Genomic DNA, 16,207 nt, shown 5'->3' with positions numbered 1-16,207 from the left:
GTATTGTCTAATTGCGATACTTTTCTAGAGGCACTTTTGTCCTTCTCTTGTTTCAGTTGACTATAACAACGTTAATGATGAATATCAATTTGAGAGATTAGATTTTTTATCTCTTAATAATTTTTCAAATTTATCAACATGATATTTCCAATACAATAAGCCAATGATTGTAATAGGTATTCCTAGCAAAACAAAATGAATTGCTATGGTAAAACTCAAGCCAGTAACCAGCATATAGGCTATTTCAACTATACTAGATATTAAAAATATAGTCAGTATTTGGATATAGATATTTTTCTGAAATGTCATAGAATATTTAAATAATAACTCTAAAATAAACATTTCAACATATCCGAATATGATGAAAATAATAATATTGATCCAAGACGTTAAACTTGAATTGATGAGAGTAAAATATAGATTATAGATTGCACCAACGCAAAGCAAGAGTAGAAGTTTTTTTAAATATATCACTACTAATCCTCCAAGTACTCTAAAAATTGTTTTTTATATTTTCGAGAAACCGTTAAGTTTTGACCATCTGTTAATTCAATGATAAATTTTCCATTCAGAGAAGGATAAATTTTTTCTACAACTAATATATTAACAATAAAAGATTTACTAATTCTCACATATAATTTGCTGAACTCTTCTATCTCATACAGCTTATTTTTGAGACGCAAAGTGAGATTGTCAGCATAAGCATATACCTTATCACCAATACCTTCAAAATATAGCACATCCCTATAATCACATTTTCCTAAGATATCTCCATAACTATCATCTTGTCTATAACCAATAACAGCATGTTCAGCCTGTTGAATATTATCTTTAAAAAAATTAACAATCTCTTCCTCACTGAAATTTTCAAAAAGAAATGTTATATTTTTCGCCTCTGCTGAGCGTACGTGTAAAGAGACTGGTAAATCAATCCAATCGGACAAGAGTTTCTCTAATTGAGATATATTTCCAAAGTACTCGTTTATTTTCAAAAAAGCCTCCTAATTAGCTTGCTCCTTTCTCTGCAATAAGACATAGATTCCCAAGAAGCATATAATATAAATAAAGAGAATAGTTACGGATCTAACATCAATACCTTTATTTTCTAACAATCGCCACCCCAGTAGGGCATAGTTATATGACGGCAAGAAAGTTGCAATCTGAGAAAGAAATTTAGGCATAGCAGCCACTGGCATCCATAAACCACCTAAAAAAGAAAGCACTAAATATGTTATGGTCCCGACTGGTTGAGACAAACTATCTAATCTACCAATTAGCAAGGCCATCATCAAAAATACAATACTTCCAATATTTAGTATAATTCCTATATTAATCGTCTCAAGTACTCCTAAGTTGATTCCTTTATAAAAGTAAGCAACTACAAACATAAGAAACGTAAAAGCAACTGAGATTAACAAATACGAAAACACATGACTAATGACATAATAAATAGAATTAACTGGAGATACTTTCAAATAAGTATACCATTTTTTTTGGCGTTCATCTGCAATTTTAGTACCAAGTAGATTGATTGCGTTACCCATAATACCAAAAGCAATCATAGAAATTAAACAATACGCTGACCATGGGACACCGTTAACATTAGCATTCTCAGGAAAAATCGCAGTGTATATCATATAAAAAATAACTGGCAAAGCAATAATAAATAATACATATTTAGTGTCCCTAAAAACTCTTTTTATATCTAGCCATATTAAAAAAAGAAGACTACTCACTTGTTTCATTTTCTAATACCTCTATAAAATACTGACTTAGATTACTTTGATTCTTTTTGATAATCGACATAGGAATGCTTCCTAAAGATACTACTTCATCTATCATTTGATACTTAAATTTTATTTCAGAATTAGTCTCTTCAAAACTAAACTTTGTTATTGCTTCTAATTGTTCTTGAGTTATTTGACTCTTATCTATTGAATACGATGACCTTTTTTCGATTTTATCCTGAACATTAGTCATTTTACTATCTGAAACTAATAGTCCCTTTGACAAAATAAGTACTCTGTTACAGAATTCAGCGACTTCCTCCATATCATGACTAATTAAGATTATTGTCAAATCTTTTCTGAACGAAAACGTGTTTAACATCTCCCAAAATACTTTTTTTGATACGACATCCATCCCTACTGTCGGTTCATCCAATATAAGTACTTTAGGATTATTTATAATCGCAGTAGCAAATTGAACTCGTCTTTGTTGTCCACCTGATAAAGAATCACAATATTTATTCTTCACTGTTCTTAAATTAACACTATCTAAAACACTTTCGACTGATTTGAAATGGGTTGAAAAGCGCTTCACCATATCTAACCATTCATAGACCTTCATCTTCTCAGGCATCGAAATTTCCTGTAACATAACCCCAACATCAGATTTAATCTCAAAATTTCTCTTAATCTCCCCATAATCTTGAGGAAGTATGCCTAAAATTATTTTTATTAAAGTGGACTTTCCTTCACCATTCAAACCCAAAAGTCCAATGATGTCACCCTTGTTCACAACCAAGTCAACACCTTTTAATATTGGTTTATTTTTGAACGACTTGGTAATATTTGATATTTCAACAACATTATTCACTTTAATCACCATCCAACATTACAATCATTTTATTCACAAAATCTCTCTGAACAGAAGTAAATTCAGGAACATGACTCTCAATAAATGCATCTGTCAAATATATTGCGCACAAATCTTCTTTAAATTCCTGCACTCTATTATCATGATTTTCATGATAATTATAAGATTTGTAAATAGAAGTTAGTTCATCAATAATATAGTCATAACAAGTTGGAACTGTTTTATTTATTGAAATAACGATAAAAAACTCTATATATTCTCTATGATATTTACAAAAACAAAATGCATAATAAATACCCGAATCCCTCAACTTCTTCAATCTTTTATTAATATGATTCGAAAAATTTTGTAAGAAATAAAAACTAGAAAAGTTGGGAATATCTGAAAGTGCTAACTTAATATATGAATAGAAAAAATCAACATTATTATAGCTAAGAACTCCGCTATTTGAACTACTTATTAATTCAGATAAATCAACACAATTTCTAGAGAAATCTGCACTTTTTGCAATTTGATTAGAGATTACCATATAACTCATTGAAGATAATACTTTATAAAACCACTCTTTATAACTTTCAAATGGAATATTCCCTTCTCGTTTATGGTTTTTACAAATAATTTTGTTCAACAAATTACTGATGTTAGAGTTAATTAAAGCATTCTCTTGTTTTATTTCTGACAAAGCAAAATAATACGATTCTTCTGAAAACCACAAGTCAGAATTAATAATTTTCATAAGTTCCTGTAAATCTATGAGTGGGTTAAAAATTTTAAACTTTATAAAATCTTCTGTTGTCACTGCATCTACTCCTCGAATGTCTTTTTTTGAAAGAAAACTCATAATCATATGTTCCATGATATGAAATTTATCTTTTTCAAAATTAGAGCATACAATATATATAGTACTGTGAGAACTTTTTTCATCTCTTTTTATAGCATAGTATTTCATTTTATTTCCAACTTCCATCTTTGGTAAGGAGTAAACAATTAACTAAACTCTCCTTAATGCCATCAATCCCTAGTAATTCTTCAACTTTATTATCATCAGTTCCACCAATACATGTGCTAACTAATTTATATTTAGTAGCTACTAGAGAAATATTCTGCAACATTGCCCCTGCTTCTAATAACAAGTACCTATACGCCCTTGCATCATATTTAAAGGTCATCCTGCTAAAAATGGCAGTAGTAAATAAAACTAAAGAAGTATTCTCAAGATTTTGTAACATCATAATGTAGGAAGTAATATTAAAAACATCTTCCTCTTCTGAAATCAGTTCCAACGTATTAGAAGATGGACTATAGTGATATAACCCCTTTTTTATCCTTCCTACATCTTGCATAACAACCCCATATAATTCAAGAGGAAATAACGCTCCTCCTGAAGGAACTACCCTCGTATGTTTATAATTTAATCCATAACCCGACCAAAAAATATCTGAAATAATTTCTTCTGTTAGAACATAATTTGTAACAGGCTCTTTTACTTGCGAGCGTCTATTATACATACAGTCCATCAATAGATCTTTTGTTCGATTCTGTAGTTGAACTTTTTCACAGAGAGGGTATTGCTTTTCTCTAACAGAGCTAGCCTTTAAAAAATTTTTATTATTTAGCAAAGTTCTAGATTGGAACATATTCCTCATCAAGTACTGATTTCCATGTTTTGTATTCTGATGAAATAATTGCAGTAAATAGTCATCATCAGATAATTTACAAGCATAATAGTTACTAATCATCGTAAATTTAAAATCGTCCATCTCAACCTCCAATCACGGAAATGGATGAGGAACAGTTGGTTGAGGATTTCTCAACTCTTTTTCTGTTCGTAATCCTAACTCAATCAAATTCTTATCAATCTCAGTCAAACGATTAGCTTCTAAATATTTAATAAAATTCGGTTCAATATCTAACATATCTGGTATAATCGTTTTACCAACTAACCAATTTAAAGAACTGATTTCTTTTGAAGTCACATCTACAAAATAAGCTTCTTTTCTAATCCGTCTTACCGCATCGATAAAATATTCTGCAATCTCTTTATCATTTTCCACAATTAATTCATCTGGTAAAGAGAATCGTTCCCCATTATCTAAAAATGTCAAATGTGTAGACATCCCGTCTGACAGATACAATAATGAATGGTCCTGGTATTCGTTAATCAATGAATAATCCATAATATTTTCACGTTTGGGATCAAAAATTAATGCAGCATATCCGATAACACTCTGAGAAAGTTCTACTAATGTTTTCTTACAAGCTTCAATCCACGTACGTCTTACACTAGCTCCAACTACACATCCACCATTAGGAAATTCTGCTACACCAAAAACTGCCGGTACATTCCAATCTAACTCCATTTTATAAATAGAAAACTCAATATTTGGAGATTTGATATATTTATCAAAAAATACTTTTAATTCACTATTTTCATCAATATCTATTTTAGGACAAGAAAGTTGCCTACGCCATATGTATTGAAAAGCATCTCTTTCAAAAATCTCTGCAACTCCTTTCCACATACACTGTTCTAAACTTTCTCCACAAGCTGCACCAGTCGAAGTCGTAACCCACGAATTTCCTTTCCCTCTATACGTTAAATACACACAATCAATTGGTATTTGAACTTGAGTTGAATTGATAACATTGATAGCATTTATCCAATCATAATTTTCTAATCCATCATCAGCTCTTGCATCAAATACTGAGGGTAATATTTTTCTGTCTGATTCACAAGTAATTATTTCTGATCTAGGGTGTAGACAAGAATATCTCTCAATATATTCTCCAATTGCAGAATTTTCTGCTGACTGTTCAGTAATACCAGCTCCACTGGCATTAAAACCCGCTGTGAAATAATCTCCACCAAAAGCCATCTTCACATGTACTCTTGGTAGGCCTGCAAATGTTGGTAAATTATAAATATTTTTTATTAGACCATATCTCTCATCTACAAATATCGATCTATGAGCTTTTCTAATTACCATTTACATTCACCTCAAAAATCTGTTTGTTCGTCATTTCTCTTGGAAAACAACAACTACAATTTGGATGTTTTAACAAATGATGCTCTTCCCAAATTCCTTCTAATAATTGATAGGATAAAACTTTCTGAGAATTTTCAACTTCTACAGCATCTTTTCTATCACTTAAGATTTGTTTCAATAATTGTATTTCATAAAAAGAAAGCCCTAAATTCAACATTAGTTCAGGAACAAATTCTTGACTATCAATGTCAATCTTATCAAATTTAGTTAAAATATTTCCATAAAAATTATTATCAACTTCATGAAGACGCATACATTCAATACAAGAAGTATATTTCGGAACAGTATGTGGACCAATAATAAAACTGAACTGTGAAAACAATAAGCTATCAAATACCTTTCCTGTAGGATATAATTTTCTATTGTACTGTAAATACTGTTTTACATTACTATCCCTAGATAAAATCAAACCAAAATCAAAGTTTTCTGTAAATGTTTTTATCTCAATAGTATTATAAGTCGTGTTATATTGTTCACAGTAATATTTAACAAGATCTTGGTCACCACATACACCAACAGTAAAATTACTAAATTTTCCAGACCCATCTAACCCAACATTATTCAATTGTTCTTCAATACTACGAACCACATTAAAGGCACCTATAGAATTCAAAAAATTCATTAAACTTTCCCTTAAAGAAATTAAACTATCATCAATATCTCTATGATTCCTATTTTGTAAACTTTTCCAACACAATTCAAACTCTTTCTGTGGGAAATCTTTCAATTCATAAATATTTGTTCCATCCTTGATATAGATTTTCCCTTCTGATGAGATATAATAAGTGATATTTGTTCTCATACTCACAACTCCCTAATTTATAGATAAAAAAGCACTATAGAATCCAACTTGAAAAACAATGAATCACTATAGTGCTTTGTTGACAACTAATAATTGGGTTAAAAAATTAACCACAACAACAGCAACATGGACAGCAGCATAATGTTACACTCCAGTTCATTTGATCACTAGATAAGAAGTCATCTGTATCTAGTTTCTTGACTTCAAAACCTTGTATTTGAAATTCTGAAATTTCTAGTTGTTCCATAACTTTTTACCCTTTCCAAAACAAGAAAATAAGCCCATAAATTAAACCAGATAGCAATCCGTAAATTGCAAATGTTTGTTTATTAGGTTTCATTTAAGTTTCCTCCTTGTTTAAAATTTGTCACGTTTGACATTATTAGTATAGCTCCATCAACAACATTGATGTTCTTCTGGCCTATAAGTTGCAAAAATTGACATATAAGATGCACAGGGGGTTGGGATTCTCGTCGAAAATAGAGACATCAGTCCAAAAGTGTCAGTCCGACCTTTACTGACGATTCTATTTTTACGATAGTGTGTACACTGTCTGAGCTCGCAAAGTCCTTTTGACATGATAACTTATAAATAAAATGCAGCAAAAACATACTAAGATTAGTAGTGAGGAAATCTCCGATGGGAGAAAGTACTCACTGCTTTTCTTTATGATAAAGTAGAGGTGTCTTGTTAAGTCGTGGGGCTTTTTGACACTGGACATCGAGTATTGAAAATGAGAGCACTAAAACAAGGATCATTCGAGACAAAGAGGTAATATCATGCGAGTTGTTTTCGGAATTGACGTGAGCAAGGTAAGTTCAGAAGTGGCCATTCTGGTCAATGGTGAGAAAGTTCATGGCTACACTATGCCATTGGGTTCAGCCGTCTCTTGGAAGACCTGAGGCAAGTTCAAGCACCAGAGACTGTTTTTGAAGCTACAGGTGTCTATTCTCGGCGTCTTCAAGCTTTTCTAGATGAACATCACTATGCTTATACACAGCTCGATCCCTTAGGAGCCAAGAAACAATTGGATGGCTTGCGTGATCTCAGTCGCTTCTATCAGAATCTGACAGAGGATATCGTCAGAGCTAAGAATCGACTGCACAAGGTCTTACAAGTCACTTTCCCCGAACTGGAATCCATCTTAGAACAATACTGGAACTTGGTCATAGCTTTTCCGAGTAAGGAATTTGTATTAAGTTTGAACCAGAATCAGTTATCTAATCTCGTTCGTCAATTGTTCGTCAATCGACAGACAGCCAAACGCATCTCTGACAAGCGTGTGGCTTACTTAACTGAGAAACTTACAGCACTGACTAATCAGTCTTATGGTGCCGTCAAGAAAACCTCTCCAATACTTGAAGAGGTTTGTTACTATACCAAAGAGTTGCTTAGACTTTCTGAACAGAGGCAAGCCGTCCTAGACGAAATGGTGGAACTAGCTCAACCTTTACCAGAATATAATATTCTGCTTTTTATTCCTGGTATCGTTGAGACAACTACAACAAGTATTATTGGTGAATTCTGAGACATCCGCCGTTTTCAGTCTGCCAATCAAATCAATGCCTTTATTGGGATTGATTTGAGACACTACGAATCTGGAAACTTCCTCGCTAAGGAACACATTACCAAGCGTGGCAATCCCTATGCTAGAAAGATTTTCTTCAAGTGTATTCACAATATCGTTTCAGCTAGTCATACTAATCCTTGCCATATCGCAGACTTTTATAAAAAACGAAAAAGACAATCGCAGGCGACTTCAACCAAGCCACACACGATTGCCTCCATGCATCGTCTTATCCAGACAATGTATTATCTCATACTGCCTAACAAAATTTGCGATTATACGTTCACCCAAAATCGGTAAAATGGCTTATGCCATATCATTGTAACACCTTATCCCTAAATTTCAATATAAGGTGTTGATTTTGTATACACTTTTGACACGAAACGTTGAGCCAAAATAATATCAGTTCCTTATTTTGGCTACGGAACTCAAACTATTTTTCGTCAAATACCTTGATAGACTTAACAAATGGTAGAAAATAACACCCCAAAAGTTAGATTTTTCTGTCTAACTTTTTGGGGTCAGTACATAATGTTAAGAGGTCTTTTATAAATTTGTTCAATCCAACGCATCAATAAAGCGTTTCGCAATTTCTTTCGGTCTTGTAATAGCTCCACCAATCACAACACTTGTCACCCCTAATGAATAGGCTTTTTGTAGCTGCTCTGGGGTATGGATACGTCCTTCTGCAATCACAGGAATGTTCGCCTCAACCAAAGCTTTCATCAACTCAAAATCAGGTCCATCTAGCTTAGGGCTATCATCTGTATAGCCAGACAAGGTCGTCCCGACAATATCAGCACCTGCCTCAATAGCTATCAGCCCTTCTTCAAAGGTGCTAATATCAGCCATAAGAATCTGATCTGGATAGATGTTCTTGATTTTTTGGATAAAGTCGCTCACCGTAAGACCATCATGCCTTTCTCGTTTGGTCGCATCAAAGGCTATCACAGGCGTCTGACAAGCAACCAACTCCTCGACTTCCTTCAACGTTGCTGTAATATAAGGCTCTTGTGGCGGGTAATCCCGTTTGATTAAACCAATAATCGGTAAATCAGTCACTCGCTTAATCGCTTCAATATCACGGACAGAATTCGCCCGAATACCCACAGCACCTGCCTCTTCTGCTGCTTTTGCCATATAAGGCATCAAGCTAAAGCTCTCCTCATACAGTGGTTCACCTGGTAGGGCTTGACAAGAAACAATGACACCACCTCGTACTTGGTCTAAAAAAGTGTCTCTTGTCCAACGTTTTGTCATATTACTCCTCCTTTTGAATAATCGTTTGGTCGTAGTGGCGTCTCCTCTCACTATCATTTAAGAAATAAGAAAATAAACAATCCGTCATCAATAATATAGGAAACTGCGGTGATATGCGATTACCATAAGATAAATTTTGCGCCGACGCTAACAATAACAACTCATCACAAAAGGTATTATCATCCACATTTTTAGTCGTCATCAAAACCGTTTTGGCGCCGTTTTGCTTTGCTGTCTCTAAAGACCTAATGATTGACTGGGTTTGACCTGATATGGACGCTGCAATCACCAAGCAAGACTCATCTACCAGAAGGCTAGTCCATAACATCATATCGTCATCATCCATGACCTCTCCCAAGATACCTAGCCTCATAAAACGTACCTTCATCTCATGCAATGCCAAGGCAGAGCTCCCTTTAGCGTAAAAATAAATCTTAGAAGAACCTTCTATCAGTTGTTGGATACGCTCAAGTTTGGACTCATCTAATACCGAGTAATTCTTTCGCAACATCTCCTCGTAATCCGACAAAACGTTTTGCGTCCACTCCTTATAGACCATCACTTCTCGCTCTTTAGTCATCTCTTTATACTGATAAAGAAATTCTCTGAAACCGCTAAAACCACATTTCTTTGAAAAACGTGTTAAGCTCGCCTTAGACACATGAAGAGTATCACAGAAAAAATCGGTTTTAAAGTTGTCAATGCTCCTATGATGTAAAAAATAATCAGCTATCTCCCTTTCTGTCGCTGTCATCTTACTCAGATTAGCTTCAATAATCGGAATCAGTTCTTTTTGGATTGCCATGTTAAGACCCCCACAACGATAAGTAAACGTTTACATTTTGATTGTAGCACCTTCTGTTCACTATTTCAATAGATTGAAACAAAATAGAAACAGGTTTCTTAGAAAGAGACTTTTCTAAGATTTTAAGCCTCTTTTCGTTCCTTGTTTCACAAATTCTAACTCTCTATCACTCATCAGGACAACATAAAAATACCTTCTCTTTCTAGGACATAACGTCCAAAAAGAGAAGGTATTATACTGATTATAAGCTCATACTCAAAACTTAATTTAGCTATCAATAAATCCTCCAACCTAACATAAACATTGACAAAAAGAGTCTTTTACGATACAATGAAAGCGCTTAAAAATAAATTATTTTTGTTTGTGTCGCTTTTACGTTTATCCTCTGACTTGCAAATTAGCCAGCTCACAATGAGTTCCATGCTCACACTAACTCATAGTGCTAAAAGGATAATGAAGTCGCTAAACGTATTTGTACTGTTTTTTATCCAATCCTATGTAGGGTTGGATAAAAAACTATTCTGGCAGGAGCCTTTATAGATGAAAGACAAAGTTCTACGCTTTATCCCTATCATTATACTAAGTGGCTTAGCTTTATCTCAAGTGAATACTTGAATTGAATCTCTTATTTTTTTAGTTTCAATAAGCGTTCTCCTATACAACATATACTTTAAAAGCTGACAGTTATATCGCTACAAGGTACAGGAGGTATTATCATGATTAACCATTTAAGATTTGTCGCAGGATTAGCTTTAGGTGAAACACTGTTCGCTATATCAGCCTATCTTCTACAATTAGAGATAAAGCCGTTACTAAACGTTACACTGTTTAGTAGTTTGACCCTACTTATTATTTATATAATAGCGAGCAAAAGACATCATGACATACGGTCAATGTCTCAAATTATAGATAAATTCTGCTATTTTTTTAAAAAATATCTTGGCTTTTCCTTATCGTAGCAGCCGTTTTTGCCTATAAATATCTAACTTATCACGGTGGAGACCGTTCAGCTCTAGTTGCTTTTTACTTGAATATTCTCATCTTCATGCTTATTTTGGGTTGGACTATCGCTATTACTAATATTAAACTGAACGGTGACATTCCTGAAGGATAGCCAACTTTTATCGTCTCTCTACTTCATATCTCTACGAATGCTATGACCCTAACAGATTGAAAAACCACTCCTGTTATAACCTAGTACACACTAGCAACAGGAGTGATTTTATGTTTAAATATCTATTTAAATAATAGTTTTTACATTTGTTTTAATTGTAAATTAAACATTTATGTGAAGCTATTTCAATCCTTATACTATAACTAAATCATTAAAAAAGCAAGTTACAATTAACTTGCTTTTAAAATTGATATTACTCATATTTTTGATAAATAATCACATTAGCAATCACTAACAAACAACATACCATCCAATACCATATCGTTCTTCTATTAACATACTCTTGTACAAGGATACATCAGATTAAACCATGTTCTATGCGTAAAAATTCATACCAAAACAGCAATCCTAGAAAGAAAAATAAGACCTTTTATGATTTCAAGATAGCGTTATTTTATCATGATAACGTCTCTTCCATTAATCATAAAGGATACTCCTTCAAGTCAAACGATAACAGACTTACTTGAGAGACTTAATGATAGCAAGTATTAGAGAAGTCGCTACGATACTAGTCCCCGATAAGATAATATACATAGCACTTATTGGATGACCCTGAATTAAACGATAAGTCACAAAAAGTATCATAGCGAGTATATTTAGTATGTAAACGGTGTAAAAAATACGTTTTCCAGTAATAAGCATAACTCCCTCTGCTTCTGTAAAAAATTTTGAACTTCTATATATTTCTATTGTATCACAAAATCAATTATTTATGACTTAATGTTATCAAACTGTCAAGATATTTATTATAATAGATTAAACAAAACGATAAAATCGTTTACACTAAAGGTTGGTCTAGCAAGTCTTAAAATAATGATAGTCCTCTCACAACTCCTCTGTCCGATACCAATAGTAGCCTTCATAAGAGTAAGAATGATCTACACCTTTCATATAGATACTTGCACTATTGATATTAGTTGTAAGTGACCCTTTTAGGATGTGCTTTATCTCAATATCACGAATGGGACTGCGCTCCATCGCAAGTAAATAATCTTCCTTATCCACTTGCGACCAATCAACTACCTGTCCTACTTCTACTTTTAAGATATGATCAAGCCAAAGTCTCATACTACGCCCATTTCCCTCACGAAATGGATGCGCAATATTCATCTCAACATACTTTTCAATAATCTCATCGATCGTAGATTGAGGCATGCTATCAATATAAGCCAAGGATTGAGACAAATACATAACTGGTGCAAATCGAAAACTTCCCTTTGCTATATTGACATCACGAACTTGACCAGCAAACCCATAAATATCTTGAAACAACATCATATGAATAAATGATAAAGTTTCAAAAGTTCCTGCTTTTTTGTCTGCTAGTAAATCTTGCTCAAAAATAATTTTTGCTTGCTCCTTACTCAACTTCTCTTCAACTCTTGCCAACTCTAAGGAATCACTAATCCCTAATTTATTTTCCAAAACCATTAGCTATAGCCTCCAAAATCTTGATATACCTTGTCTTTATTGTACCACATATCTCCACTACTTATAATCATATGTCACTCAAACTCTCTTTATACAAAATCCCTCTACTTCTTATCTCTATGAATGCTGCGACCCTAACAGATTTAAACAATGGTTTTTATCTTTATTTAAATCTGTATTTATAAAATGCTAATATCAATCTCTTCTAAGCCTTTATCGCTAAGTCGATAAACCTTGTCACAGACTTCTCGTAAAAATTGCCTATCGTGAGAAACACAGATTAAACCTGATGGGTAGTTTGAAAAAAGTTGCCTTAGATGCGGTTGAGAGCCTGCTGAAAAATTACGACTAGGCTCATCTAAGAGTAAAAAATTAGCTTTGTCTAGGACCATTTTCAGTAACAATAGCTTGGCTTTTTGTCCACCTGACAACTCACAAATCTTATGATGAACTTCTTGCCGTGTTAATGGTAAACGAGCTAGATAAGTTAAAGCCAGCTCCTCTTTCTCACGCCCTCCATCTCCTATCAAAAAGTCAAGTATGGTTTTAGAGTCGTCAAGACTATCTTCATAACGCTGGGGCATATACCCCAATAATACGTCTTGTCTCTCTTTCAGTTGCTCATAAACCAACTTCAAAAGGGTTGATTTACCAACACCATTAGCTCCTACAATCCCTATCTTTTCTTGGGCTAATAGATTAAGGCTCACATGGCTAATCAAGCATTTCCCAGCTACTTCTAGGGGCCACGACTCTAAGCGAAGTAAGGGGGTTGTCATTTTAAGAGGAGAAATATCGCTAAAAAAGAGGGCAATATGCTCTTCTGAAAAAGGTATCTCAGTCAGATTGTCCTTTACTATCTCATAACGCTTTTCACGTGACTGAACACTTTTCATCTTTTTAGCAACTAATCGCCCAGCCGTCGCATCGTGAGTGTTTAACAAGGTATGGCGGACTTGAGACTTCTGTCGCAGATGTTTTGCCATGACTTTTTCAAACTCTTTACGGTCATTGCGAGCCTGTTTAAATTGTTTTTCGTAGGCATTATGCTGATTCTGACGATACTGCTGATAATCATTATCTGCCACAATGGTTTTGGCAATAGTCTTTTTCTTCACGGAAGTAAGATGAACTATTTTGGTAGCTGTCCTTGTCAAAAGAGCTTCATCGTGGGAAACAAACATAATCGCCTTATCACTCGCTGCTATATAGCGCTCTAACCAGAGCACTGTCTCTAAATCCAAGTCATTAGAAGGTTCATCTAAAAAAAGAATCTCAAAAGGGCAAGCTAGCTCCTTTATCAATTGAATTTTTAATTGTTCACCGCCTGATAAACTGAAAAGCTCCTGCTGACTAGCAAAACGCTCACTGTCAAACTGTAATTCCTCCGCATACTGATACAACAACCTATAATCAATAGCCGCATCCACATCACCAAAGAAATAGTCGTTTAAGGTTTGCTTTTCCATATGTCTAGGAAGGCTTTGAGGAATATAAGCAAACGAATGGTACTGCCGACAGATACTCCCTGATAAGGATAAATAATCAAACGCCTCTTCTAAACCTAGCAATACCTTGAGAAGACTCGATTTACCATTGCCTTCCTCTCCGATAATAGCGACTTTATCCCCCTGATTGACATTTAGCACTAAATCATGCACCAAAGGTCTAAAATCTCCCTGATGTTCCAAAGATAAATGATGAATTGTGAGTAGCATAGGACCTCCTTTGCAAGAAAAAACACACGACTTATCTAGTAGTGTGTCAAAAATCGCTCAAAAAGCCCTATTCTTAAAATAGAGATGAGTGAAAATGGACACAAGAAAACCACTAAATAAGCACTATACTTAATCGTCGGTTACTTGTTATTTGTCCATTTCCCCTTACCTCGCTGTGTTATTTCACACAGTATAACACGCTGATAAATGCTTGTCAATAGGCTTATAAGCCCGTAAGCTATATATTTTCTTTATTTATATATTTATTTTTATGTGTGTTTCAACAATCATTTAAATATTATCTATATACACCTCTTTCAATTCTTATATTATACAGCAACTAAATCATTTACTTATCGTGTCGTGTTAGCAATGGTCATTGCTAATCCCATTTTACTTTTACCTTCCATAATAAAATCATCGCAACGATAGTATAAAACAACAAATATAGACAATTAGAATTATTTTTAGACCACTCAAATTGATTAATCCATAGCATTTGAATAACTTGAATCGCATGATACATTGGAAAAACATGAGCTACTTTTTGAATAAATACTGGCTCCAACTATTAGATAGTAGCCATCAAAAAAGCAAGTATCATCCGTTTGGCTATGCTTCAAATGATAAAATGTCTTGTTAGTACATAAGATTGAAGCCATCAAAAATAGATCAACTGCGCAAGCTTTGATTGATAATATAGTGATAGATTGAAAAGGAGAATAAAGTGACCAAAGATAAAGTATTAGTTGTAACAGGTGGGTCCAAAGGAATTGGTTTTGAAATTGCAGTAGCAGCTTTAAAAGTAGGCTACAAGGTAGCTGCAACCAGCCGAAATGGGGAAGCTTTAGCGGATAAGATAGTCGCTCTTGTGCCAGAGAAAAAAGACCAGTTTTTATCCTTAACAATGGCTTTTGACGAAACTAGCATTCAAACAGCCATGTCTGAGGTAGTCGCAACATTTGGTCAGATTAATGTTTTGGTTAATAATGCAGGCTATGCTCTCTTAGGAGCTGTCGAAGAAGTCTCTATGGCAGGTGTACGTGCTAACTTTGATGTTAACGTCTTTGGGCTTTTGCAAGTGACACAAGCGGTCTTACCTTACATGCGTGAAAAACGCTCAGGGCATATGATAAACCTAGCGTCCATCTCAGGAACAGTGACGGGGCCAACGCAAGGGATTTACTCGGCAACAAAAGCGGCAGTTATCATGATGAGCGAGGCTTTGAGCGATGAAGTGGCACCGCTTGGTATTCAAGTTACAGCCATTTGCCCAGGCGGTATTCGGACAGATTTCTTAGATAAGTCTTCTCTGAAAAAGCCAGCTCATGCTATTAAAGACTACGAGATTGTTCATGAAACCTTAGCACAGTTGGATCGCTTAAACCATAATCAAAGTGGCGATCCTAAAAAAGTTGCCCTAGCTATTTTAGAGGTGGCAGATATGGCTCAAGCACCAAAACGCCTTTACCTCAACCGAAGTGCTGTAGCAGGTGTCCGTGCTAAAGCACTAAGTGTCTTGAGTGAAGTCGAAGATCATCTTGACTTGAGTTTGAGTACCGATAGCTAATAAGAGATAGTAAAAAGTATCTCAAGTGCCCCAAGTCTTAAGAATCAAACACATTATGATGAAAAGGATTCAGTTCTGTATAACACAGAGCCGAATCCTTTTTATTTTTTATGCGTTGTCCTGATAGTAAAGAGGTCAGTCTTAAAATTGCCATCATGCCCTTGAATTACGTTTTCAACTTTGAATCGGTTACACTAAACTAGACAATATTTATAAAGTGTTCTACACTAAAGAA

General features: G+C 34.3%; 12 protein-coding genes and 1 pseudogene. 2 read left to right on the top strand and 11 right to left on the bottom strand.

The features are described 5' to 3' along the window. Nucleotides 1-476 precede the first annotated feature (476 nt). The 7 genes from ACLN19_RS08365 to ACLN19_RS08335 all read right to left on the bottom strand — a co-directional run bounded on the left by ACLN19_RS08365 (nt 477) and on the right by ACLN19_RS08335 (nt 6,447). Entirely contained in the window at nt 477-992 is a 516-nt protein-coding gene (locus tag ACLN19_RS08365; RefSeq protein ID WP_413385274.1) for a LytTR family DNA-binding domain-containing protein, read from the bottom strand. 9 nt (nt 993-1,001) lie between these two features. Beyond that, the gene (locus tag ACLN19_RS08360) at nt 1,002-1,745 is read right to left on the bottom strand and encodes an ABC transporter permease (protein WP_413385273.1); all 744 of its coding nucleotides are present in this window, start codon (nt 1,743-1,745) and stop codon (nt 1,002-1,004) included. Then, nucleotides 1,729-2,598, bottom strand: coding sequence for an ABC transporter ATP-binding protein (locus ACLN19_RS08355; RefSeq protein ID WP_413385271.1), 870 nt, complete (start codon nt 2,596-2,598; stop codon nt 1,729-1,731). The genes ACLN19_RS08360 and ACLN19_RS08355 overlap by 17 nt, the downstream gene beginning before the upstream one ends. Before the next feature lies 1 nt (nt 2,599). Further along, complete coding sequence (locus ACLN19_RS08350) at nt 2,600-3,445, bottom strand: hypothetical protein (RefSeq protein ID WP_413385276.1); 846 nt, start codon at nt 3,443-3,445, stop codon at nt 2,600-2,602. 103 nt (nt 3,446-3,548) lie between these two features. Then, entirely contained in the window at nt 3,549-4,358 is an 810-nt protein-coding gene (locus ACLN19_RS08345) for a SagB/ThcOx family dehydrogenase (RefSeq protein ID WP_413385269.1), read from the bottom strand. A 12-nt stretch (nt 4,359-4,370) separates the two neighbouring features. After that, nucleotides 4,371-5,585, bottom strand: a complete 1,215-nt coding sequence (locus ACLN19_RS08340) for a YcaO-like family protein (protein ID WP_413385267.1) — start codon at nt 5,583-5,585, stop codon at nt 4,371-4,373. After that, the gene (locus tag ACLN19_RS08335) at nt 5,575-6,447 is read right to left on the bottom strand and encodes a hypothetical protein (protein ID WP_413385265.1); all 873 of its coding nucleotides are present in this window, start codon (nt 6,445-6,447) and stop codon (nt 5,575-5,577) included. Before ACLN19_RS08335 ends, ACLN19_RS08340 begins: the two co-directional genes overlap by 11 nt. Before the next feature lie 779 nt (nt 6,448-7,226). Here ACLN19_RS08335 and ACLN19_RS08330 point away from each other — a divergent pair. Beyond that, nucleotides 7,227-8,314 (top strand): annotated as a pseudogene (locus tag ACLN19_RS08330) (transposase). 258 nt (nt 8,315-8,572) lie between these two features. Here ACLN19_RS08330 and ACLN19_RS08325 read toward each other — a convergent pair. From ACLN19_RS08325 to ACLN19_RS08310, 4 genes are all read right to left on the bottom strand, one after another. Continuing rightward, complete coding sequence (locus ACLN19_RS08325; protein ID WP_413385263.1) at nt 8,573-9,274, bottom strand: N-acetylmannosamine-6-phosphate 2-epimerase; 702 nt, start codon at nt 9,272-9,274, stop codon at nt 8,573-8,575. 1 nt (nt 9,275) lies between these two features. Continuing rightward, nucleotides 9,276-10,079, bottom strand: coding sequence for a MurR/RpiR family transcriptional regulator (locus ACLN19_RS08320; protein WP_413385261.1), 804 nt, complete (start codon nt 10,077-10,079; stop codon nt 9,276-9,278). A 1,999-nt stretch (nt 10,080-12,078) separates the two neighbouring features. After that, nucleotides 12,079-12,684 carry a protein adenylyltransferase Fic gene (fic, locus tag ACLN19_RS08315; protein ID WP_413385259.1) on the bottom strand — a complete coding sequence of 202 codons (606 nt, stop codon included), beginning with the start codon at nt 12,682-12,684 and terminating at the stop codon, nt 12,079-12,081. A gap of 179 nt (nt 12,685-12,863) precedes the next feature. Further along, entirely contained in the window at nt 12,864-14,402 is a 1,539-nt protein-coding gene (locus ACLN19_RS08310) for an ATP-binding cassette domain-containing protein (protein WP_413385257.1), read from the bottom strand. 727 nt (nt 14,403-15,129) lie between these two features. Between ACLN19_RS08310 and ACLN19_RS08305 the strand changes: the two genes are divergently transcribed. Then, nucleotides 15,130-15,972: an SDR family NAD(P)-dependent oxidoreductase gene (locus ACLN19_RS08305; RefSeq protein ID WP_413385255.1), complete on the top strand. Its 843-nt coding sequence runs from the start codon at nt 15,130-15,132 to the stop codon at nt 15,970-15,972. Nucleotides 15,973-16,207: the final 235 nt, after the last annotated feature.

The organism is Streptococcus lishijunsis, assembly GCF_047290665.1.
Lineage (GTDB): Bacteria > Bacillota > Bacilli > Lactobacillales > Streptococcaceae > Streptococcus.
This window is presented reverse-complemented; position numbering and strand designations above follow the sequence as displayed.